The organism is Solirubrobacter phytolaccae, assembly GCF_027587195.1.
Lineage (GTDB): Bacteria > Actinomycetota > Thermoleophilia > Solirubrobacterales > Solirubrobacteraceae > Solirubrobacter > Solirubrobacter phytolaccae.
The window spans coordinates 199,608-221,254 of record NZ_JAPDDP010000001.1 but is presented as its reverse complement, the minus strand read 5'-3'; the positions used below and the strand labels follow the sequence as shown (position 1 = coordinate 221,254).

Here is a 21,647-nt window from a genome sequence, read left to right as displayed (position 1 = left end):
GTTGCACTTTCGGCACAGAGCGCGCGTCAGCCGTCACGTTCGGGCGCGAGCTTGCCGGGCGGGCAGCCACGGACCTCGCGGCAGATGCGCAGGTCGACGGGCCGCATGTCCTTGCGCTCGATGACCGCCCCCGCCGCGTCGTAGCCGATCAGCTCGCCGAGCGCTCGCCTGAGGTCCACGATCAGCGCGAAGCCGCCCGTCGCGCTGGACGTGAAGGTCGAAGAGCCGCGCGCGTAGGTGAGCTCGACCCGCGTGATCCCGCGCGCGGTCAGCCCGAACAGCGGCCGCTGGGTGTCGTTCGCCCGGGGAGCGCTCGGGCCGAGCACGATCAGCCGGCGGTCTCCGAGCTGCTTCGCCCAGTCCTCGACCGGGCCGCTCTGGCCGAACGAGCTGTCGAGGCTGACGTGCACGATGTCCCCTTCGCGGCGCACGAACAGCTTGGCGCCGTCGTTCTCGGCGAGCACGCGGGTCCCCTTCTCGCGCAGCCAGTCCGGCGCGTCCGGCGCGGGCCGGCCGGCGTCGCTGCTGAGCAACGACTCCAGCGCGCCGCGGAACGGCTCGACCGCGGTGGCGGCGGTCCCGGTCACGGCGATCGCGGCGGCCACGCCGAGGAACACCGGCCAGCGACGACGGCGACGCGGACGCAACGCGCGCGCGAGCTCCGCCGCGGTCGGCTCGAGGGTGCGGGCCGGCTCGAACGCCGCGCGCAGCATCGACTCGTTCATCGCGTCAGCTCCTGCAGTCGGGGCTCGTCACGGAGTGTGGCTCGGGCGCGCGAGAGCAACGCGTGCACGGTGCCGACACGGCAGCCGAGCGCTGCGGCGATCTGCTCGTCGTCGAGGTCGTGCACGTAGCGCAGCGCGAGCGCGACCCGCTGCCTGGGTGGAAGCGTCTTCATCGCGTGCGCGAGCACGGCGCGCGTGGCGAGCACCTGATCGTGGTCGGGCGTGTCGGCGGGGAGCTCGAGGGCGAGCGCGAACGGCACGTCGCCCGCACGCCGCTTGCGCAGCGCCCTCAGCGTCCGGCGCACGGTCATGCGATGCACCCACGCGTCGAACGCGGCCGGCTCGCGCAGCTTGTGGAGCGAGCGGAGCACGTCGATGGCGACGTCCTGCGCCACGTCCGCCGCCTCCTCGCGGCTGCCCAGGATGGCCGCCGCGGTCCGCAGCGCGACCGTCAAGGCCCTCCGTGCGGCCAATTCTCGCTCGTCCATGCCTACCTAGAGGCTGCCGCAACGCTATTTCTTGCGCGATGATCACCACGCTCGGCATCGACCTCGCGTCCCAGCCGCGGAACACCGCGCTGTGCGAGATCACGTGGGACGCCGGCGCGGCCACGGTCACGCAGCTCCAGCTCGGGGCGTTGGACGACGAGACGCTCCGGCGGGCGATCCGCGACGACCACGCAAAGGTCGGCATCGACGCGCCGTTCGGCTGGCCGGCCGCGTTCGTCGCCGCGCTCACCGGTCACGAGCGCTTCGAGCGGTGGCCGAGCCTCGAGGCGTCCGAGCTGGCGTACCGGGAGACGGACCGCTTCGTGCACGCGCACGCGAGCAAGCTCCCGCTGTCGGTCTCGACGGACCGGATCGCGTACTGCGCGTTCCGCTGCGCGCGGCTGCTGAGCGGCCTCGACGCGCCACGCGACGGCCGCGGGCTCGTCGTCGAGGCCTACCCGGACGCGGCGCTGCGCTGCTGGCTCCGCGGCTCGTTCGACACGGCCCGCGCGCCGTCCTACAAAGGCGAAGCGGGCTCGAAGCGGCGCGCAGACCTCGTCGACATCCTGCTCTCCGGCCTCGGCGAGCACTTCGACATCAAGGACAAATGGCGTGCCGACTGCGTCACGTCCGACGACTGCCTCGACGCGCTCCTGTGCGCGCTCGTCGCGCGGGCGGCCGAGCGCGGCGAGACGATCCCGCCCGACGAGGACCTCAGCGCGAGCGCGCGCGTCGAGGGCTGGATCCACCTGCCACGTCCGGACACCCTGGCGACGCTGACGGACTAGAGCCGACGGGCGGTCACGAAGTGGCCACCCCAGTACGCGTCGACGGTCGAGTGCTCCATCACGCCGCTGTTGGTCGCGGACACCGCCGTGGTCTTACCCGTCGCGATGCCCACGTGCGACGCGCCCGAGCCTGCCGTGCTGAAGAAGACGAGGTCGCCGGGACGGATGTCGTCGCGCGAGACGGGCCGGCCCATCGCCGCCTGGCCGAACGAGCTGTGCGGAAGCGAGACGCCGCGCCGCCCGAAGATATAGGCCGTGAGGCCGGAGCAGTCGAACGCGTCGGGCCCGCCGGCGCCGTAGGCGTAGCCGTCGCCGATCTGGGCTTTCGCCACGTCGACGACCCCGTCCCCCGCGCGGGACTCGCGGACCGCGGCGTCACGCCGGTCCTGCTTGCGGTCGGCGAGCGCGCGCAGCGTCTGCGCCTGCCCCGCTTCTTCGACGCGCTGCTCATTCCCCGGCAGCGGTAAGTCGACTCTCGTGTTCGGTGCGGCGCTCGCCCCGGCGCACGGCAAAGCGCACGCGATCAGCGTCGTGATCGGGACGAGCCGCCGCCTGGAACGGCGCGGCATCGTTGTCCTTTCGGTGATTGGAAGCCCGGACGCGTGAACGCGTGACCACACGGGCTGTGACCTCCAAACCACGCTAGCAGCAGGGACATTTGCGCGAACAGCGGTCGCCCCCATATGGGGGCGAGCGCCATTCTCAGCGGGCTACAGCCGCGCGCACTGGTCTTCCTTGTTGCCGTTGACGACGTTGCCGGAGCCCTTCGGCGCCGGACGGTTCTCCTTGCACTGCAGGTTGCCGTCGACGCGGTTCGCAGTGATCGTCACGCCGCCCGTGTTCTTGACGACCTGGATCGAGCCGCCGACGCGGTTCGCCCGCGCGGTGAGCGCCGAGCGGTTCTCGTCGAACTGGATATCGCCCGCGATCGTGCTGTCGCGCACGGTCGCGCCGCCGCCCTGCTTGACCTGAACCGAGCCGCCGACGCGCGAGCCGGCCTTGACCGTCACCGACTTCGCGTTCTCGGCCTGCACGTTGCCGACGAGCCGGATGCCACTCGCGGTCAGCGTCGCGCCCTTCTCGACCTTGAGCGTGCCCTTGATCGACGTGCCGGTGAGCGTGCACGTCGCGCCTTCGGGCACGCGCAGGTTGTCGACGGTGACCGCACCGAGCGCGCCGCGACACGTCCGCTCGTCGGCGGACGCCGCCGGGACGACCGCCAACGACGCCGCGACGACCGCGGCGATGCCGAGCAACTGCTTCATGTGAACCAACCTCCTGGTGGGTTTGAGGAGGCTGGAACTTCTCGCGCGGCGGTAAGCGCTCTGTGAGGTTTCGATTAGAGGGTTCTCACCCGACCTCGAGCGGGAGCGTGGCGTCCGAGGTCCACTCGCGCAGGGAACCGTCGTAGACCGCGACGTCGGTCTCCCCCAGCACGTACAGCGCGAGCGCGTCGCCCGTCGCCGCGATCCCGCCGCCGCAGTACGTGATCTTGCGGCCCGGCCGGGCAAGGACGTCCGCGAACTGCTCGCGGAGCGCGTCGGCGGGCTTGAAGGTGCCGTCGGCGGCGAGCAGGTCGAACACCGGCACGTTGAGGCTGCCGGGGATGCGACCGGGGCGCGCGTAGCGGTCGGTGCTCGTCGCGCTGAAGTCCTCCGCGGTGAGCGAGTTGATCAGGCACGCGCCACCGTCGTTGACCACGTCGAGCACCTGCGCCGTGTCGGCGACGAGCTCGGGGCGGTCGCGGGGCGTGAACGTCGCCGCGGGGGCGTCCGGCGTGGACTCGCCGGTCGTCGCGCGACGCTCGGCCTTCCAGGCGCCGAAGCCGCCGTCGAGCACCGCGACGGCCTCGAAGCCGTACGAGCGCAGCAGCCACCACACGCGCGTCGCCCACATCGAGGCGGCACGGTCGTAGACGACGACCTTCGTGTCGTCGCCGACGCCGAGGCGCTCGACCGCGGCCTTGAACGCGTCGGCGTCCGGGCGCGTGAACCAGCCGTCGTCGGACGAGAGCTCGGAGACGATGTCGGCGTAGCGGGAGCCCGGGATGTGCTCCTCGGCGTGCGCCGCGGCGCCGCGCTCGGCGGTCCAGTCCTCCCCCGCCTCGGTCGGCGGCGCGAGGAAGACCGTGGCGTCGAGCAGGCGCAGGTCGGCGTCGGCGAGGTGATCGGCGAGCCAGTCGGTCGAGACAAGCGGCGTGGGAAGCGTGCTCATGAAAACTGACGATACTCAGTCGGCTTAACGGCTTTTATGGATGAACGGCACGGCGGTCGGCCGCCAACCGCCGGCCAGCACCGCTACCAGCGACGGCGGTGTGATCACCACCGCGGTCCCACGCGGGCGACGGATCGCGTCGGCGTAGCCACCCGGCGTCCAGCGCCGCAGCGACGTTCCCTCCACCAGCCACGGCGCGCCTTCGCGCAGGACGAACGTGCCGTCCGGGAGCGCGTCGAACGTGTTCGAGTGGTGGCGTTGCGTGCCGTGCTCGTCGAGCCGCTCCGCGTGCAGCTGCGCGTTGATCACCGGCGCCCGCGGACCCGGCGGGAACGGATCCGGCCAGGCCTCGAGGAAGCGGTCGTAGTCCTCGCGCCGGCACTCGGCACACGGCCGGTGGCCCGCCGCGAGCGCCGTCGCGTCGTCGAGGAAGAACAGCTCCGTGTACCGGCCGGGACGCAGCAGCGGGCGGCGGCGGCCCTTGAACTCCAGCCGGCAGGCGATCCACAGCCGGCCGGAGTGGCTGCGCCGGATCTGCCCGTGCGCGTCGTGCAGGCACCCGCGGTTGCCGTACACGAGCCCACGGGCGGGGTCGGCGATGATCTCGCCGAGCGGCGTCACACGGTTCCGGCGCGGTCCGGACATCGACCGCGAGCCTAGTACCGTGGCGCCATGGCCACCGCCATCGTCACCGGCGTGAGCCGCGCGGCCGGGATCGGCGCGACGATCGCCCGGCGTCTGGCCGCCGACGGCTTCGAGCTGTTCCTCACGGGCTGGTCGCCGCACGACGCCGAGCAGGTCTACGGCGAGGAGCCGGGCGGCGGCGAGCGGATCGCGGAGGAGCTGGGCGCGCCGTTCCTCGCTCTCGACTTCGAGGACCCGGACGCGCCCCGGCAACTCTTCGCGGCCACGCGCGCCGACGTGCTGGTCGCCAACCACGCCCGCAGCTCCCAGCAGTCGTTGAGCGAGCTCACCGCGGCCGAGCTGGACCGGTCGTTCGCGGTCAACGCGCGCGCCACGCTGCTGCTCGTCCAGGCGTTCGCCGCGCAGGACCCGTCGCCGGACGCGGGCCGGATCGTCCTCTTCAGCTCCGGCCAGTACTACTCCGCGATGCCCACGCAGCTCCCCTACATCGCGTCCAAAGCGGTGCTCCAGCAGCTGACGGCTTCGCTGGCCTTCGAGCTCGCGCCGCGGGGCATCACCGTCAACTGCATCGACCCGGGCCCGAACGACACGGGCTACGCCACCGACGCGCTCCGGCGCAGCGTCGAAGCCGCGATGCCGACCGGCCGCTGGGGCACGCCGACCGACGCCGCGCGGCTCGTCGCGTGGCTGTGCAGCGAGGAGGCGGGCTGGGTCAATGGCCAGACGATCGCCTCCGACGGCGGCTTCTCCGCCCGATGACCGCGCTACGCTGCGCCCAAGCCACCATGCACGACTACGGGACTCATCGCGGCACACGCCGACGTGGTCTTCCCTGACCGCGCTGGCCGGACGTGCGATCGGCACGTTCCCGCCCACCGCACTGGTACTGCTCGGCATCGTCAGCGTTCAGCTGGGGTCGGCGGTCGCCAAGCAGCTCTTTGACGAGGTAGGCAGCTTCGGGACGGTCGCGCTGCGGCTGTTCTTCGCCGCGGCGGTGCTGATGCTGCTGTGGCGGCCGGCGCTCAACCTGAGCCGGCAGGCCTGGGGTGCCGTGCTCAGCTACGGCGTCGTGCTCGGGCTGATGAACCTGTGCTTCTACCTGTCGCTGTCGCGGATCCCGCTGGGGATCGCGGTGACGATCGAGTTCCTCGGCCCGCTGGGCGTCGCGCTGCTCGGGTCGCGACGCTGGATGGACGCGTTCTGGGCGCTGCTCGCGGCCGGCGGCGTGGTGTTGCTGATGGAGGGCGGCGGCGATCTGGACCTGCTCGGCGTGCTGTTCGCCCTCGCCGCGGGCGCGTTCTGGGGCCTGTACATCCTGGTCGGCGCGGCGCTGGGCCGTCACACGACGGAGGGCAACGGCCTCGCGCTGGGGATGGCGGTCGCGGCGCTCATCGCGGTGCCGTTCGGCGTCGCCGACAGCGGGACGGCGCTGCTGCAGCCGTGGGTCCTGATCGCCGGGTTCGGCGTCGCGCTGCTCTCGTCGGTGGTCCCCTACACGGTCGATCTCGAAGCCCTACGCAAGATCCCGCCGCGCGTGTTCGGGATCCTGATGAGCCTCGAGCCGGCGATGGCCGCGCTGATCGGCTTCCTGGTGCTCAGCGAGGCGCTCCACGTGTCGCAGTGGATCGCGGTGCTGTGCGTGGTCGCCGCGTCGGCGGGCGCGACCCGCAGCGCCCGCGCGCCAGAACCGGCGGCAGGGTGAGCCGAATCACTCCCAAGGGGTGCGCTGCGCCCAGCGGGGCGGACGTATGGTCGGGCGCGTGCTCGCCGTCGCTTCCGCACTGCTTCTCGCCGCCGCCGTCCCGCCCGAGACGAACATCTCCTCCGGTCCCGCCGACGGGTCCTCGCAGACCCGCTCGAGCGCGACGTTCGAGTTCCGCGCGCTGAGCGGGCGCACCTACGCGTACGAGTGCCGCCTGGGCACCGGCCGCACCGACTTCTTCGGGCCGTGCCGGTCGCCCCTCACCATGAAGGGCCTGACCGTCGGCAAGCACACGTTCCAGGTCCGCGCGGTCGATGTGACGGACGGGACCCTGGGCCCCATGGTCGAGCGCTCGTGGGTCGTGACGGCCATCGACGACGACCAGGACGGCCACGCCCTCCCCGCCGACTGCAACGACGCGGACCCGGCGATCCACCCGAGCGCGCTCGAGGTCCCCGGCAACGGCGTCGACGAGAACTGCGACGGCCTGGACTCCCTGCCCGTGACCGCCACGCCCACACCGGAAGCGCCCGTGACGCCGGCCGTTCCCGCGCCCACTCCGACTGCGGTTCTGGCTCCGGCTCCGGTGGCCGCCGCGCAGCCGCGCTCGACGCTCTCGTTCACGGTCACCTACTTCATGAACGCCAACAAGCGCTCGACGCGCTTCTCGACGCTGAGCCTCAAGGGCGTCCCGAGCGGCGCGACCATCAAGCTCACCTGCGCGGGCGGCTGCCCGCGCAAGACGCAGACGCTCACCGGCAAGCGCGGCACCGTCGCCCTCACGGCCTTCCGCAACCAGACGTTGAAGGCAGGCGCGAAGCTGACGATCGAGGTCACCAAGCCGAACACGATCGGCATGGCGAAGGTGGTCACGATCCGCCCGAGCAAACGCCCGACGATCGTGACCAAGACGCTGCGCTAGCTACTTGATGGCGTCGTAGACCTTGAACATCGGCATGTACATCGCGATCACGATGAAGCCGACGATGCCGCCCACGAGGATGATCATCACGGGCTCGAGGATCGACGTCAAAGCCTTCACGGCGGCGGAGACCTCGGCCTCGTAGAAGTCCGCGACCTTGGAGAGCATCGCGTCCAGGTTGCCGGTCTCCTCGCCCACGGCGATCATCTGCGCGACCATGCCCGGGAAGATCGGCGCTTCCTTGAGCGGGTCCGCGATCGAGCCGCCCGCCTTGACCGACTCGATCACGTCGTACATGGCCTTCTCGATCACGGAGTTGCCCGCGGTCTGGCCGGTGATCTCGATCGCCTGCATGATCGGCACGCCGGCCGAGTAGAGCGCGGCGAACGTGCGCGACCAGCGCGCGAGCGCGATCTTCTGCACGGTGACGCCGATCTTGAACGGGAACTTCAGGCGGATGCGGTCCCACTGGGGGCGGCCCCAGGTGCTCGTGCGCCACTTCTTGAAGCCGATCGGCCCGCCGATCGCGACCGCCAGCAGGACGTACCACTGGCCGGTGACGACGTTCGACGCCTGGACGGTCATCTTGGTGATGAACGGCAGGTCGCCGCCGAAGTCGGCGAAGACCTTGACGAACACGGGGACGATGAACGCGATCAGGCCGATCAGCACGCAGAGCGCGAACGTGAGCACCACGATCGGGTAGGCCATCGCGCCCTTGACCTGGCGCTTGAGCTCGTCGTCCTTCTCGAGCTGGTCGGAGATCCGGTCCAGCGACGCTTCGAGCACGCCGCCCGTCTCACCGGCGCGCACCATGGCGACGTACAGCGGCGAGAACACCTTCGGGTGCTTGGCGAGCGCCTCGGAGAACGCGAGGCCGGACTCGATGTCCTCGCGGACAGCCCCGATCGTCTCCGCGAGCTTCTTGTTCTCGATCTGATCCTCGAGCACGTAGAACGCGCGCAGGAGGGTCATGCCGGAGGTGATCATGGTCGCCAGCTGACGCGTCATGACCGTCAGCTCGGTGGCCTTGATGCGCTGGAAGAGCGTGATGTCGGCCTTGAGCGCCGACTTCTTCTCGTTGACCTCCATGGCCTTCAGGCCGAGGGCGCTGAGCTGCTGCTGCGCCTCGTCCTTGGAGGTGGCCTTCAGCTCACCCTTGGAGGGAACGCCGGCGCCGTCGACCGCCTTGTAGGTCCAGACCGCGGCGGCCATCAGACGGCCACCGGGGGAGCGATCGTGCCGCCGGCGGCGGCGGGCGCCTGCACCAGGCGGCGCATCTCGGCCGGCTGGGAGGAGCGGGTCTCGGCCGTGGCCATCGTGATCCGGCCCTGGCGGACGAGGCCGGCGAGTGAAGCGTCCATCGTCTGCATGCCTTCCGCGCCGCCCGTCTGGATCAGCGAGTAGATCTGGTGGGTCTTGCCTTCGCGGATCAGGTTGCGCACGCCCGGCGTGGGCACGAGCACCTCGGCGGCGACGCAGCGGCCCTGGCCGTCCGCGGTCGGCACGAGCGTCTGGGTGACGACGCCCTGGAGGCCGATCGCGAGCTGGGCGCGGATCTGGCCCTGCTGGGCGGGCGGGAAGACGTCGATGATGCGGTCGATCGTCTGCGGCGCGTCCTGCGTGTGCAGCGTCGCGAACACCAGGTGGCCGGTCTCGGCCGCGGTCAGCGCGGTGCCGATCGTCTCCTGGTCGCGCATCTCGCCGACGAGGATCACGTCGGGGTCCTGGCGCAGCGCGGCCTTCAGGCCGGCGGCGAAGCTCGGGGCGTCCTGGCCGATCTCACGCTGGTTGACGATGCAGCGCTTGTGGCGGTGCAGGAACTCGATCGGGTCCTCGATCGTGAGGATGTGCTCGTCGCGCGTCTCGTTGATCTCGTTGATCAGCGACGCCAGCGAGGTCGACTTGCCCGAGCCGGTCGGGCCGGTCACGAGCACGATGCCACGCGGCTTCTTGGCGAACTCGCGCACGACGGGCGGCAGGCCGAGGTTCTCGATCGGCACGGTCTCGGACGGGATCAGGCGGAACGCGGCACCGAGCGTGCCGCGCTGGAAGAAGGTGTTGACGCGGAAGCGGCCGATGCCCGGGACCGAGTAGGCGAAGTCGAGCTGCCAGTCGGTCTCCAACGTCTGCCGCTGGGAGCTCGAGAGGATCGCGTAGACGATCTCGCGCGTGTCGGTCGGCGTCAGGTTCGGCATGCCCTCGAGAGGAACCAGCGAGCCGCGGACGCGGATGGTGGGCGGAGCCCCCGAGGTGATGTGGAGGTCGGAAGCCTTGTGCTCCACGACCTTGAGCAAAATGTCCGCGAAGTCGAAGTTCATGCCATCCCTGGTATCGGCAGGGACGGGGAGCGCCTGAAGTGGGGCTCAGGCCCCACGCGCACCGATGGGAACGAACAGCTGTTCGCGTTCCGGCCGACGCTCCGCTTATTCTTCGTGAGAGATGCAACTTGGCCGTTATGTCTTAGATCCGAATCGCATGAAGGAAGGCGGCCAAGCCTTCGTGTACTTCACGACAGATCCGTACGATGGCGCTCGCGTAGCGATCAAAGTCTCGCGCCCGTCGACCTGGTCCCACCAACGGATGGTGCGGGAGATCCAAGCTCAAAAGGCACTGGACCACCCGAACATCCTCCCGGTGCGTGACCACGACACCGATCTGGGTTGGTATGCGACGGACGAGGCCGAATGCAGCCTCGACGATCTGGGCCCCTTCCCACGAGCCCAATGGATGTACCTCCGAGCCGGCATGACGGGCGTGGTGTCGGCCATCGCCTATGCCCATGCTCAGGGTTACGTTCACCGAGACCTCTCGCCAGGGAACATCCTGGTTTTCGGTGGCGGCTGGACCGTCTCGGATTGGGGGTTTGTCTATCTCCCACCGCGAAAAGCTCCGCGAATGACTGAGCCTTTGGAGCGATTCGGAACGCCAGAGTTCATGGCGCCAGAGCAGGTCGCCGATCCGCGCAAGGTGGGACCTGAAGCCGACATCTTCGCGCTTGGTCGTATCGCCGCGTGGGCCACGATGCTCAATCGAGACGAAGGATCTTCGGACGATCACCCGTTCACGGCATGGTGGCGGCGCCTCATCGACGGAACTACGGCCTATGACCCCGCCAAACGGTGGGCAATCCGAGACTTGCAGGCACATCTGCGTACCAAGCCATCTGTGCAACGGCTTCAGGAGCCGGAGTTCGACCAACCGCTGACAGTCAGTCGCGCTGACTCATGTCCCCAGTGCGGGAGCGCTCGCGGTCGCGACGCCGCCGAGCGCTGCCTGCATTGCCACACCCACCTCGCCTACTAAGGCGTTCGCGGAGACCGTACTAACGGGTGCCGGCGACGCGGGCGATCTCGGCGATCGACGTCAGGCCGCGACGGACCTTCTCCAGGCCGTCCTCGCGCAGGCGCATCATGCCCTCGTGCACCGCGGCGTGCGCGATCGTCTCCGAGGGCTCGCGGGAGACGGCGAGCGAGCGGATCGTGTCGCTGACCCACATGACCTCGTAGAGGCCGATCCGGCCCTTGTAGCCGGAGCCGCCGCAACGGGCGCAGCCGACCGGCTCGTAGGCCTCGAGGTCCAGGCCGACGTTGAAGCCGTTCGCGCGCATGACCTCGGACGTGATCGTCGTGCGGCGCTTGCACTCCTCGCACAGCAGGCGGGCGAGGCGCTGGGCGACGACGCAGTCCACGGCCGAGCCGACCAGGAAGGGCTCGACGCCCATCTCGATCAATCGCGTGACGGCGCCCGGCGCGTCGTTGGTGTGGAGCGTGCTCAGCACCAGGTGGCCGGTGAGCGCCGCCTCGATCGCGATCTGGGCGGTCTCCTTGTCGCGGATCTCGCCGACCATGATGATGTCCGGGTCGGCGCGCATCATCGAGCGCAGGCCGGAAGCGAACGTCAGGCCCGCCTTGTTGTTGACCTGGACCTGCGTGATGCCCTGCAGCTGGTACTCGACCGGGTCCTCGATCGTGATGATGTTCTTCTCGACCGTGTTGAGCTGGTTGAGCGCGCCGTACAGCGACGTGGACTTGCCCGAGCCGGTCGGGCCGGTCACGAGCACGGCGCCGTGCGCCTGGCCGAACGCCTTGGTGAACCGCTCGAGCGCCTGCGGGAGCATGCCCAGCTGCTCGAGCTGGATCATCACCTTCGACTGGTCCAGGATGCGCATGACGACCTTCTCGCCGTACTGCGAAGGCAGCGTGGCGACGCGCAGGTCGATCGGCTTGGTCCCCACCTCGAGCGAGATGCGACCGTCCTGCGGGATCCGGCGCTCGGCGATGTCGAGGTCGGAGAGGATCTTGATGCGGCTGACCACCGCGGGCACGGCGGTGATCGGGACCGTCGCGGCCTCCTGGAGCACGCCGTCGATGCGGTAGCGGACCCGCATCTCCTCTTCCTGGGGCTCGAAGTGGATGTCGGAGGCGCCACGCTCGACCGCTTCCTGGATCACGCGGTGCACCAGCTGGATGACGGACGAGTCCTCGCCGCCGGAGCCGAAGTTGATCGGCTGGTTCTCGCGCAGGTCGTACGCCGGCGCGGCGGGCTGGGCGGGCCGGTCCGGGGTGAGGTCCGCGAGCTCCTCGGCCTCCTCGGGCGCGACCGCGCCGTCGCCGAAGTTCGGGTCCTCCAGGCGCGTGAGCAGGCGCTCGACGTCGGCGAGGCTGGCGACCGCCGGCCGCACCTCGTAGCCCGTCATCACGGCGATGTCGTCGATCGCGAGGACGTTCGCGGGGTCGACCATGGCCACGATCAGCGTGCGGTCGCCGGTGAAGGAGACCGGGACGGCCTGGTAGCGGCGGACCGCGGCGGGCGTGACGAGCTTGGCGGCGTCCGGATCGACGCGGTAGAGCGCGAGGTCGATGTGGTCGAGCCCGAAGCGCTCCGCGACGGCGCGCGCGAGCTGCTCGTTGCTGAGCGTGCCGTCGGTGACGAGCACGCGCTCGGGGGCGGAGCCGGACTCCGTGCCGCGCGCGATCGCGAGGTCCATCGTGCCGCGGTCGATGAAGCCGAGGTCGACGATCACGTCGGTGAGCACGCGGCCGGAACCGCCGCGCCGGGTGGGCGTGGTGATGCCGTTGCCGCGGCGCGGCCGGGGTGTGGTTTCGAACGTCGAGCTCATGTGGCGATATCCGCGACAGCCTCCCGCATCGCCTGATCGGGAGCCGTCCGGCCGGTCCAGCGTTCCAGTGACGCTGCGCCCTGGGCGACCAGGATCTCCAGACCGTCGACCACCTCCGCCCCGTTCGCCTTCGCGGCGTTCAGGAGGAGGGTGCCGCCGTGTCGGTAGACCATGTCCACCACCGTGCATCCGGCACCCAGTTCATCGGCGCTAAGCGGCAGTTCCTTGAAGGTGTCACCAGGGTCGTGCAGACCGACGGACGTGCAGTTGACGATGATGTCGGCGGTCTCATCGCTGACGGTTGCGTTGAACTCTTCCGCCAGGGCGTGAGCTTTGGCTTCGGTGCGGTTCCAGATCCGCAGCTCGTCGACGCCCGCCTGCTTGAGCGCGTAGATGACCGCGCGCGCCGAGCCACCGGCGCCGAGGACGAGCGCGGTCTTGTCGTACGCGGACGTCTTCAGCGAGGTGAGGAAGCCCGTCGCGTCGGTGTTGTCGGCGTGGATGACGCCATTCTCGAACGTGAGCGTGTTCGCCGCGCCGATCGCCTTCGCGGTCTCGGTCGCCTCATCGGCGAGCTGGAGGGCCGCCTCTTTGTGCGGGATCGTGACGTTGACGCCGCGGAAGCCGGCTTGCGGGAGCGCGCGGACGGTGGCTTCGAACAGGTGCGGCGGCAGCGGCAACCGCTGGTAACGCCACTGGGTGAGGCCGAGCTGCGCGAGCGCGGCGTTGTGCATCTGCGGCGAACGTGAGTGGGCGACCGGCCAGCCGCACACGCCCAGGCGCATCAGCCGCCGCCGCGAGACGCCTCGTAGCGCAGCCGGGCCTTCTCGAACTCCGCGTATGTCGTGGTGAACACGTGCTCGCCCGAGTCGTCGTTGGACTTGCGCACGTAGTAGAGGTACTTCTTCGCGGTCGACGGCTTGGCGGCCGCCTTGATCGAGGCGAGCCCGGGGTTGCCGATCGGCGTCGGCGGCAGGCCGCGGTTGAGCCGCGTGTTGAACGGCTCGTCCTTGTCGAGCTCGGACTGCTTGATGCTTCGGGTCCAATTGTTCGTCGAGTAGCGCGTGGTCGCGTCGATCCCCAACGGGATACCCTCGCTGAGCCGGTTGTAGATGACCGCCGACACGAGCTTGCGCTCCTTGGCCAGCGACGCCTCCCGCTCGATGAGGCTGGCGATGATCAGCACGTCGTAGCGCGTGAGCTTCTTGCGCTTGGCGTAGGCCAGGTCGACCGACTTGAAGTTCTCCTCGAACGCGTCCAGCTGCGCGTCGACCAGCTTCTGCGCGGACGAGCCCTCCGGCAGCGTGTACGTGGCCGGGAAGAGGAAGCCCTCGGAGGTCTTCGTGCCCTTCGGGGCGCCCAGCTCGCGGATGCGCTTCAGCGTGGCGTCCGAGGCCGACGCCTTCGCGTAGTCGCCCTTGACCTTCTCGGACTTGTCGACGACGGGCGCGTTCTCCTTGCGAGAGGGCCCTTCGACCAGCGTGAGATCGACGGTCGGGACGGCGGTCGGCTTCTCCGGGACCTTCGTGAGCACGTCGATCGCCGCTTCGTTGCTCATGCCCTTCTGAAGCGTGTAGTCGCCCGGGCGCAGGTCGCTGCGGCTGCCGTTGACGGTCGCGTTGAGCACGAAGAAGCGCGCGGAGTCGATCACGCCCGCGTCGACAAGGATCTGCCCGACCTTGTCGGCGTCCGAGTTCTCGGGGATCGAGACCTTGACGGTGCCCTCGCCGTCGCCGTGGAACGGCTGGAAGGTCGCGTTGGCGACGTAGCCGGCGACCAGGATCACCGCGATCACGACCAGCATGAGCCCGCGGCGGGCCCAACGGCCGCCGTTCCCACCCCCGTTGCGCGTCTTGGGCGGCGGAGGCGTGCGACGCCGACGGCGCGGCGCGTTCGGCGCGGGACGCTTGCGCGGCGCGGCGGCCTCCTCACGCGGGGGCGCGGCACGCAGCGGCTTGGGCTCGCTCAACTCCGGCTCTTCCTCTGGCTCGTCGAAGAGGTCGTGCTCGGCGGTCGCGGTCTGCGCGGCCCGCGTGGCGCGGATCTCCGGCTCGTCGGCGCGCGGGTCGCCGAGCGGCGCCTCGTGCTCCTCGGTCTGGAACGGCGTGTACTCGACCGTCGGCTGGTGCAGATGGTCGCTGACGGGACGGTCGGGCTCGCGCGGCACCGAGTCGGCGGCCGGGGGCGCAGGGTCGCGGCGCGCGGCCTCGGAAGCCGACTCGAGGCGGGAGGCCTCCGAGTGCGTGTCGTCGCTCGGCGTGGCGTCGGGCGTGACCTCGTTGTGCGGTGCCGCGTCGGGCGCGTCGTCGCGCGGCGTGGCGTCCGGCGCGACCTCGTTGTGCGGTGCCCTGTCGGGCGCGGACTCGCCCCGCGGCGCCAGGTCCGGCGCGGACTCGCCACGCGCTGCCCGCTCGGGCGTGACCTCGTCACGCGGAGCCACGTCCGGCGCGGACTCGCCACGCGCAGCCCTCTCGGGCGTGGCCTCGTCACGCGGCGCCAGGTCCGGCGCGGACTCGCCACGCGGAGCCACGTCCGGCGCGGCCTCTTCACGCGGCGCGACTGGCGGAGCCGCTTCGCGCGGCGGCTCCGGGACGAACTCGACCGGCTCCGGCTCGCGTTCGACGCGGCGCACCGAGCGCGGCTCCACGTCCGGTGGGCGGACGGAGTCCTCGAACGCGTCCGCCGGCAACGGGCGACCCTCGCGCCGGGCAGCGCGTTCGGCCGCGGCGCGTGCGCGGTCCTCAGAAGTGCGGGGTTGGTCCGAGCGCTTGCCGAACAACGTGCTTAACGGGTAGGGACCCTGGCGCGCCGGGTGGACTCCCGGCAGGCATCAGGGTCAGCGACCAGTGGGAAATGCTAGCGAGCGTCGCCGACGGAGTTACGTCGTGACGCGGTCTTCGGCCTCGAGGACGAGGTGCGAAGGCGCGCCGTCGCCGCTCGTCGCGAGCGTGAGACGGCCGACGACCGGCACCATCAGGCCCTGGCCGTGCATGTACGTGCTGGTGACGTCGACCTGCCGGAGCTCGCCGAGGCCGATCTGCCGCAGCTGCTCGAGCTGCTCCTTGTAGTCCTTGCGGTCGTGCGGCGACGGCCACGCGGCCTTCTGGAACTCGTGCTCCTTGTAGCCGACGAGCTTCGTGAATGCCGGGTTGAGCTCCTTGAACTTGCCGTCCAGGGCGAGGATCGCCATCGGGGCGTGCGCGTCGTCGAAGCCGTGACGCGGCTCGCGCACACCCGGCTCGGGGCGCGGCGGCGGGGTCGGGACCTGCTGCGGGCGGCGCGTCTGCGCGTTGCGCTGCGCGGCCAGCCCCAGGATCTGCTGGAAGACCTCGGTGACGCGTTCGGTCGAGCCGTCCTGGAGCGCGGCCTTGCGCGCCTCGCCGGCCTCGCGCCGCGCGATCACGGCCGCCTGGCCCGCGGAGCTGAGGCCCTGCTTGAGCTCCTCGAGGCTGCTGAGCGCGAACTTCAGCTCGGACTGCATCGCCTCCATCCGGTCGTCGCCGCGCTTGGCCTCGTCGCGGATGATCGCGAGCTCGGTCCGCAGCTGGTCGAGCCCGTCGCGGACGTCCCCGATCTCGCCGCGCAGCGTGACACCCGTGTCGACGAGCGTCCCGCCGAGCCGGTCGACCTGACCGCCGACGGTGTCCAGCTCGCCCCGAAGCGACGCGGCGCGCTGGTCGATCGCGGCCAGGCGCGTGTCCAGCCCCTCGGTCGCCGCGCGGGCGGCGGTCGCGTCGGTCCGTGCGGAAGCGACCTGCTCGCCGAGCAGCTGGCTCCGGTTGGCCTGCGCTTCGAGGTCGCGCCGAGCGGCGGCGACGTCCTCGGCGGCCTTCGCCGCGTGCTCGCGTGCCGTGTTCGCGGCTTCGGTGGCCGCGACCGCGGCCTGCCGGGCGCCAAGCGCCTCGGTCTCCGCCGCGGCGGCCTGCCCGCGGGTGACCTCGAGGTCGCCGCGCATGCCGCGAACGTCGGCCACGACCGTGCCCGCGCCCCGGTCGATCTGCGCGAGCCGGTCGGCCAGCGCCTGCAGCTCGTCGCGCGAGACCAGACCCGCGAGCTCGTCGCGGCCCGCCAAACCCTGGAGCAGCTCGCGCAGCGCCGCGACCTCTTCCCGGCCCGCAAGACCGCTGAGGTCCTCGTGGCGGGCGAACGACCCGAGCCGCTCGCGCAGCGCGTCGACCTCGTCGTGTCCCGCCAGCGTGGCGAGATCCTCATGGCGAGCGAACGCGTCACCGCTCGGCAGCGCGTCGAGACACGCCCGCAGCTCCGCGACATCGTCGGTCGTCGCAAGATCGAGCAGCTCCTCGCGGCCCGCAAGCCCGTCGAGCTGATCCCGCAGCGAGGCGAGCTCATCGCCGCCGACGAGCCCGTCGAGCCGCTCGCGGAGCGCCGCCAGCTCATCGCGACCGGCAGCGCTTTCAAGGCGCGCACGAAGCTCGTCGCTCGCCCCACGCAGCTCGTCCCGCGTCGCGAGACCATCGAGTCGAGTCGCGAGATCGTCGCCGCCGAGCGCGTCGAGGCGCACACGCAGCGCCGCCAGCTCGTCGCCCGCTCCACGCAGCTCGTCCCGCGTGGCGAGGCCGTCGAGCCGCTCACGCAGCGCGGCCAACTCGTCACCCGCACCGCGCAGCTCGTCACGCGTCGCCAGGCCGTCCAGCCGCGCCGCGAGATCGTCGGCGCCGAGCGCGTCGAGGCGGGCTCGCAGCGCGGCGAGCTCGTCGCCCGCACCGCGCAGCTCGTCGCGCGTGGCCAGCCCGTCGAGACGCTCGCGCAGCGCCGCCAGCTCGCCGCCCGCACCACGCAGCTCGTCCCGTGTGGCGAGGCCGTCGAGGCGCTCGCGCAGCGCCGCCAGCTCGTCGCTGCCCGCAAGCGCGCGCAGCTCGTCCCGCGTCGCGAGACCATCGAGCCGCGCCGCGAGGTCGTCGGCGCCGAGCGCGTCGAGGCGCGCACGCAACGCGGCCACCTCGTCGCCCGCACCGCGCAGCTCGTCACGCGTCGCCAGGCCGTCCAGCCGCGCCGCGAGATCGTCGGGGCCGAGCGCGTCGAGGCGCGCACACAGCGAGGCGACCTCGTCGCCCGCACCGCGCAGCTCGTCACGTGTGGCGAGGCCGTCGAGCCGCTCGCTCAGCGCCGCGAGCTCGTCGCCCGCACCGCGCAGCTCGTCACGCGTCGCCAGGCCGTCCAGCCGCGCTGCGAGGTCGTCGCCGCCGAGCGCGTCGAGGCGCGCACGCAGCGTCGCGAGCTCGTCGCCCGTCGCGAGACCGCCGAGCCGCTCGCGCAGCTCGTCGCCCGCACCGCGCAGCTCGTCACGCGTCGCCAGGCCGTCCAGCCGCGCCGCGAGATCGTCGCCGCCGAGCGCATCGAGACGCGCACGCAGCATCGCGAGCTCATCGCCCGTCGCGAGGCCGTCGAGCCGCTCGCGCAGCGCGGCCAGCTCGTCGCTGCCGGCCAGCCCTGCGAGGCGCGCGCGCAGCTCGTCGCGCGTGGCGAGCGTGTCCAGCTCGTCACGGTCGACGAGGCCGGCCAGCTCGTTGCGGCCCGGGACGGCGTCGAGGCGCTCGTGGAGCTCGTCGCGGAGTGCGCGGAGGTCTTCGTCGCGCGCGAGGTAGTCGACGGCAGCGACGCGCTCGGCGAGGTCGTCGACGCGGGTGCGAAGCGACTCCACCTCGTCGAGGCCTGAGAGCCGCGAGCGCAGGTCGGCGAGCTCACGCCGGGTGTCCCCCAGCGTCGCCTGCAGGCGCTGCTCGACGGCGACCTCGTCGGGCGAGCGGCCCGCGGCGATCTCGGCCGAGGCGATCTGCGCGCGCAGCTCCTCGAACTCGGCGGACAGGCCCTCCTGCCGGTGCGCGACCTCCCGCAGCGACGCGAGCTCACGCGCCGCGGCGTCCTGGCGGGCGACGGCGGCGCGCAGCTCGGCCGCGACCGCCTCCTGGCGCGAGGCAAGGTCGCTGAGCGCACCGGCGTCCGCGGCCGAGCCGGCCCGCGCGGCAAGCTCACCGATCGCGGCGGCGTGCGCGGCCACGGCGTCGCGGAGCGCGACGACCTCACCAGCCGCCGACTCGTGCCGCGCGACCGCCGTGCGGAGCACGTCGAGACCGCCGACGGCGTCGCGCAGCTCGCCGGCCGTGGCCTCGTGGCGCGCGACGACCTCGCGCAGCGCGGCAACCTCGTCCGCGGCGGCGTCGCCCCGGGCAACGGCCTCGCGCAACGTGGCAATGTCGTCCGTCGCCGTCTCGGCACGAGCGACCGCGTCGCGCAGGCCAGCGACCTCGCCGGCCGTGGCCTCGTGGCGCGCAACGGTGTCCCGCAGCGCCGCGAGCTCGTCGGCAGCACCCTCAGCGCGCGCCACCGCTTCACGCAACGCCGCGACTTCGTCGGCCGCGCCCTCAGCGCGCGCGACCGCGTCGCGCAGACCCGCCAGCTCGCCCGCCGTGGCCTCGTGCCGCGCGACGGCCTCGCGCAGTGCGGCAACTTCATCCGCAGCGGCGTCACCGCGGGCAACGGCCTCGCGCAGCGCCGCGATCTCGTCCGTGGCCGCCTCGGCACGCGCGACCGCGTCACGCAGACCCGCCAGCTCGCCCGCCGCCGCCTCGTGGCGTGCAACGGCCTCGCGCAGCGCCGCGATCTCGTCCGTGGCCGCCTCGGCACGCGCGACGGCGTCACGGAGACCCGCGACCTCGCTGGCCGTGGCTTCGTGGCGCGCGATCGCGTCGCGCAGACCCGCGACCTCGCCGGCCACGCCCTCGTGACGCGCCACGGCCTCGTCCGCAGCGCCCTCAGCGCGCGCGACGGCGTCACGCAGCGCCGCGACTTCGTCGGCGGCGCTCTCAGCACGCGCGACCGCGTCGCGCAGACCCGCGACCTCGCCGGCCGCCGACTCGTGCCGCGCAACGGCGTCACGCAGCGCAGTGACTTCGTCGGCAGCGCTCTCAGCACGCGCGACCGCGTCGCGCAGACCCGCGACCTCGCCGGCCGCCGCCTCGTGACGCGTGACGACCTCACGCAGCGCGGCAACCTCGTCCGCCGCAGCGTCACCGCGGGCAACCGCCTCGCGCAGCGCGGCGATCTCGTCCGTGGCCGCCTCGGCACGCGCCACGGTGTCTCGCAGCGACGCGACCTCGTCGGCAGTGGCCTCGGCGCGCGCCACGGCCTCGCGCAGCGCGGCGATCTCGCCGGCCGCAAGCCCGCTCGTCGCGGCCTCCTGGCGGGCGACCGCCTCGCGGAGCGCTGAAAGCTCGCTCGTCGCTTCCTCGTGGCCGGCAACGGCTTCGCGCAGCGCGGCCACATCGGCCGCGGCCGCGCGCAGGGCGCCCAGATCCGCCGTGACCTCGCGCAGCGCGGCGATCTCGCCCGCCGCCGCCTCGTGGCGCGACACGGCCTCGCGCAGCGCGGCCACGTCCTCGGCCGTCGTCGACGAGGCGCGCAGCGACGCGACCTCTTCCGCCGTGCCCTCGAAGCGGGTGACTGCCTCGCGCAGGGCGGCGAGGTCGGCGGGCGCGGCACTCCGCAGCGCCTCGAACGCGGCGCGCAGGCCCGCGATCTCACCGGTCGACGACTCGTGGCGAGCGACGAGCTCACGGAGCGTGTCGATGCCCGCGACGGAGTCCTGCAGGGCGGAGATGTCGACGCCGAGGGACTGGCGCAGCTCGGCGAGCTGGTCGGTGGTCGCGAGGCCGGCGACCCGGGCGCGGAGCGCTTCCGTGGCCTCCGCCAAAGCGTCGACGCGGTCGTCGGCGACGGCAGCGCGGAGCTGCTCGCGGACGGCGTCCGCGCCGCGCTGGACCTGCTCGACCCGTTCCAGGGCGGCCGCGAGCTCGGCGCGAGCGGCGGAGCGCTCGGTCTCCCGGTCACGCTCCAGGCGCGAGACCGTGGCGGACAGTTCGGAGCGGATCGCGTGCGCCGCTTCCTCGTGCTCGGCGCGGACCGCTTCGAGCTGAGCGGTGACGTCGCCGCCGCCGGAGACCTGGGCGAGCGCCTCCTCGGCGCGGGCCTCGGCCGCGGCGATCTCAGACGCGAGCCGCGCGTCGGCAGCAGCACCTTCGCGCTCCAGTGCATCGAGGCGCGCGGCGACGCGCGCCGCAGCCGCCTCAGCCGCCGCCAAAGTCTCCTCGTCCGCGCGCTCCAAGCGCGCCAGACGACGCTCGGCCTCGTGACGATCGAGCTCGCTCGGGACGGCCGCCAGCGCACGCGACACGTCCCCGCGCAGGGCGTTGCCCTCGCGCTCGACGTCGCGCCGCGCCTCATCCATCTGCGCCGGCAGCCCGCCGGCGACGCGCTCGAGCTCGTCGATGCGCTCCATCGCGCTCAGCAGGCGGGCCACCACGGCCGCGGCGTCGTCGAGGTCGTTCAGCCCGCCCTGGATGCCCGGATCGGTGTTGCTCAGGCGCTCCTCGGCCTCGGCGTCCGCCAAAGCACGCTCCGCCGCGCGGCGGGCGAGCTCGGCCTCGACCCACGGCGTCGCGGCCAGCGGTTTGAAGACGACGAGCGTGCCCGCCGTGCGCCAGCCTTCCCACGGCTGTGCGGTCGGCTCCAGCGCCAACTTCAAAGCCCGCACCACAACCGGGTGCTGCTGACGCATGCGCATCAGCATCAGGTTCAGCGGCAGCTCAAAACTCAGGTCCTCGAGGAACAACGAGAAGTCGAAGCCCTCGTCGAGCTTGACCGGGACGAAGACGGCCTCCATCGGGAACGTCTCGTCGTCCGACCGGCGGCCGGTCAGCGTCACCGAGCCGGGCACGCGCGGCGGCTCGCCGGCGTCCAGGAACCCGCGCCAGGCCTGCCCGGCGGGCGGCAGCGTGCCGCCGATCAGCGTCTCGAAGAACCCCTGCCCGAGGATCTCCTCGCTCGGCTGCGCGAACAGCAGCTCGGCGGGCTCTGACCACTTCGAGACCGCGCCCTGGCCGTCCGTGAGCACGAAGAAGCCGTTGATGACCTGACGTAGGAGCGCGTCAAGCGGGTCGGCGATCTCCGCCAGCACCTCATCGGCCGTCATGGACTGCTCGGGGTTCATCCCCCAGAGTCATCGGCAGGTCCCCCGCTCCCCT

17 protein-coding genes are annotated in these 21,647 nt (G+C 72.0%); 5 read left to right on the top strand and 12 right to left on the bottom strand.

Annotation, left to right across the window (positions count from 1 at the left end):
* Nucleotides 1-26: 26 nt before the first annotated feature.
* Together OJ997_RS00850 and OJ997_RS00845 are read right to left on the bottom strand one after the other, a co-directional pair.
* Nucleotides 27-725, bottom strand: a complete 699-nt coding sequence (locus tag OJ997_RS00850) for a hypothetical protein (RefSeq protein ID WP_270023095.1) — start codon at nt 723-725, stop codon at nt 27-29.
* Nucleotides 722-1,213, bottom strand: coding sequence for an RNA polymerase sigma factor (locus OJ997_RS00845; protein ID WP_270023094.1), 492 nt, complete (start codon nt 1,211-1,213; stop codon nt 722-724). Before OJ997_RS00845 ends, OJ997_RS00850 begins: the two co-directional genes overlap by 4 nt.
* Nucleotides 1,214-1,251: 38 nt before the next feature.
* On the opposite strand from OJ997_RS00845, the gene OJ997_RS00840 reads away from it, so the two are divergent.
* Nucleotides 1,252-2,001, top strand: a complete 750-nt coding sequence (locus OJ997_RS00840) for a DUF429 domain-containing protein (protein WP_270023093.1) — start codon at nt 1,252-1,254, stop codon at nt 1,999-2,001.
* Here OJ997_RS00840 and OJ997_RS00835 read toward each other — a convergent pair.
* From OJ997_RS00835 to OJ997_RS00820, 4 genes are all read right to left on the bottom strand, one after another.
* On the bottom strand, nt 1,998-2,570 hold the full coding sequence (locus OJ997_RS00835) for a C40 family peptidase (protein ID WP_270023092.1): 573 nt from the start codon (nt 2,568-2,570) through the stop codon (nt 1,998-2,000). The genes OJ997_RS00840 and OJ997_RS00835 overlap by 4 nt on opposite strands.
* 141 nt (nt 2,571-2,711) lie before the next feature.
* Entirely contained in the window at nt 2,712-3,266 is a 555-nt protein-coding gene (locus OJ997_RS00830) for a hypothetical protein (protein WP_270023091.1), read from the bottom strand.
* 85 nt (nt 3,267-3,351) lie between these two features.
* Nucleotides 3,352-4,215 carry a sulfurtransferase gene (locus OJ997_RS00825; protein WP_270023090.1) on the bottom strand — a complete coding sequence of 288 codons (864 nt, stop codon included), beginning with the start codon at nt 4,213-4,215 and terminating at the stop codon, nt 3,352-3,354.
* A gap of 24 nt (nt 4,216-4,239) precedes the next feature.
* Nucleotides 4,240-4,860: a hypothetical protein gene (locus tag OJ997_RS00820; RefSeq protein WP_270023089.1), complete on the bottom strand. Its 621-nt coding sequence runs from the start codon at nt 4,858-4,860 to the stop codon at nt 4,240-4,242.
* A 27-nt stretch (nt 4,861-4,887) separates the two neighbouring features.
* Here OJ997_RS00820 and OJ997_RS00815 point away from each other — a divergent pair, with 27 nt between their 5' ends.
* Genes OJ997_RS00815 through OJ997_RS00805 form a run of 3 tightly spaced genes read left to right on the top strand, consistent with a single transcriptional unit; the run spans nt 4,888 to nt 7,484 of the window.
* Entirely contained in the window at nt 4,888-5,619 is a 732-nt protein-coding gene (locus OJ997_RS00815) for an SDR family oxidoreductase (RefSeq protein ID WP_270023088.1), read from the top strand.
* Nucleotides 5,576-6,562, top strand: coding sequence for an EamA family transporter (locus OJ997_RS00810; RefSeq protein WP_270023087.1), 987 nt, complete (start codon nt 5,576-5,578; stop codon nt 6,560-6,562). The genes OJ997_RS00815 and OJ997_RS00810 overlap by 44 nt, the downstream gene beginning before the upstream one ends.
* Nucleotides 6,563-6,620: 58 nt before the next feature.
* Nucleotides 6,621-7,484 carry a putative metal-binding motif-containing protein gene (locus OJ997_RS00805; protein ID WP_270023086.1) on the top strand — a complete coding sequence of 288 codons (864 nt, stop codon included), beginning with the start codon at nt 6,621-6,623 and terminating at the stop codon, nt 7,482-7,484.
* On the opposite strand, the gene OJ997_RS00800 is transcribed toward OJ997_RS00805, so the two are convergent.
* Nucleotides 7,485-8,699, bottom strand: coding sequence for a type II secretion system F family protein (locus OJ997_RS00800; RefSeq protein WP_270023085.1), 1,215 nt, complete (start codon nt 8,697-8,699; stop codon nt 7,485-7,487).
* On the bottom strand, nt 8,699-9,805 hold the full coding sequence (locus OJ997_RS00795; RefSeq protein WP_270023084.1) for a type IV pilus twitching motility protein PilT: 1,107 nt from the start codon (nt 9,803-9,805) through the stop codon (nt 8,699-8,701). Before OJ997_RS00795 ends, OJ997_RS00800 begins: the two co-directional genes overlap by 1 nt.
* 121 nt (nt 9,806-9,926) lie before the next feature.
* Here OJ997_RS00795 and OJ997_RS00790 point away from each other — a divergent pair, with 121 nt between their 5' ends.
* Nucleotides 9,927-10,790: a protein kinase domain-containing protein gene (locus OJ997_RS00790; RefSeq protein ID WP_270023083.1), complete on the top strand. Its 864-nt coding sequence runs from the start codon at nt 9,927-9,929 to the stop codon at nt 10,788-10,790.
* A gap of 19 nt (nt 10,791-10,809) precedes the next feature.
* On the opposite strand, the gene OJ997_RS00785 is transcribed toward OJ997_RS00790, so the two are convergent.
* The 4 genes from OJ997_RS00785 to OJ997_RS00770 form a co-directional block, all read right to left on the bottom strand.
* Nucleotides 10,810-12,606 (bottom strand): GspE/PulE family protein, encoded by a 1,797-nt coding sequence (locus OJ997_RS00785; RefSeq protein WP_270023082.1) that lies wholly within the window; start codon nt 12,604-12,606, stop codon nt 10,810-10,812.
* Nucleotides 12,603-13,391, bottom strand: coding sequence for a shikimate dehydrogenase (gene aroE, locus OJ997_RS00780; protein WP_270023081.1), 789 nt, complete (start codon nt 13,389-13,391; stop codon nt 12,603-12,605). The genes OJ997_RS00785 and aroE overlap by 4 nt, the downstream gene beginning before the upstream one ends.
* Complete coding sequence (gene mltG, locus OJ997_RS00775; RefSeq protein ID WP_270023080.1) at nt 13,391-15,295, bottom strand: endolytic transglycosylase MltG; 1,905 nt, start codon at nt 15,293-15,295, stop codon at nt 13,391-13,393. The genes aroE and mltG overlap by 1 nt, the downstream gene beginning before the upstream one ends.
* A gap of 189 nt (nt 15,296-15,484) precedes the next feature.
* Nucleotides 15,485-21,595, bottom strand: coding sequence for a PAS domain-containing protein (locus OJ997_RS00770; RefSeq protein ID WP_270023079.1), 6,111 nt, complete (start codon nt 21,593-21,595; stop codon nt 15,485-15,487).
* Nucleotides 21,596-21,647 lie beyond the last annotated feature (52 nt).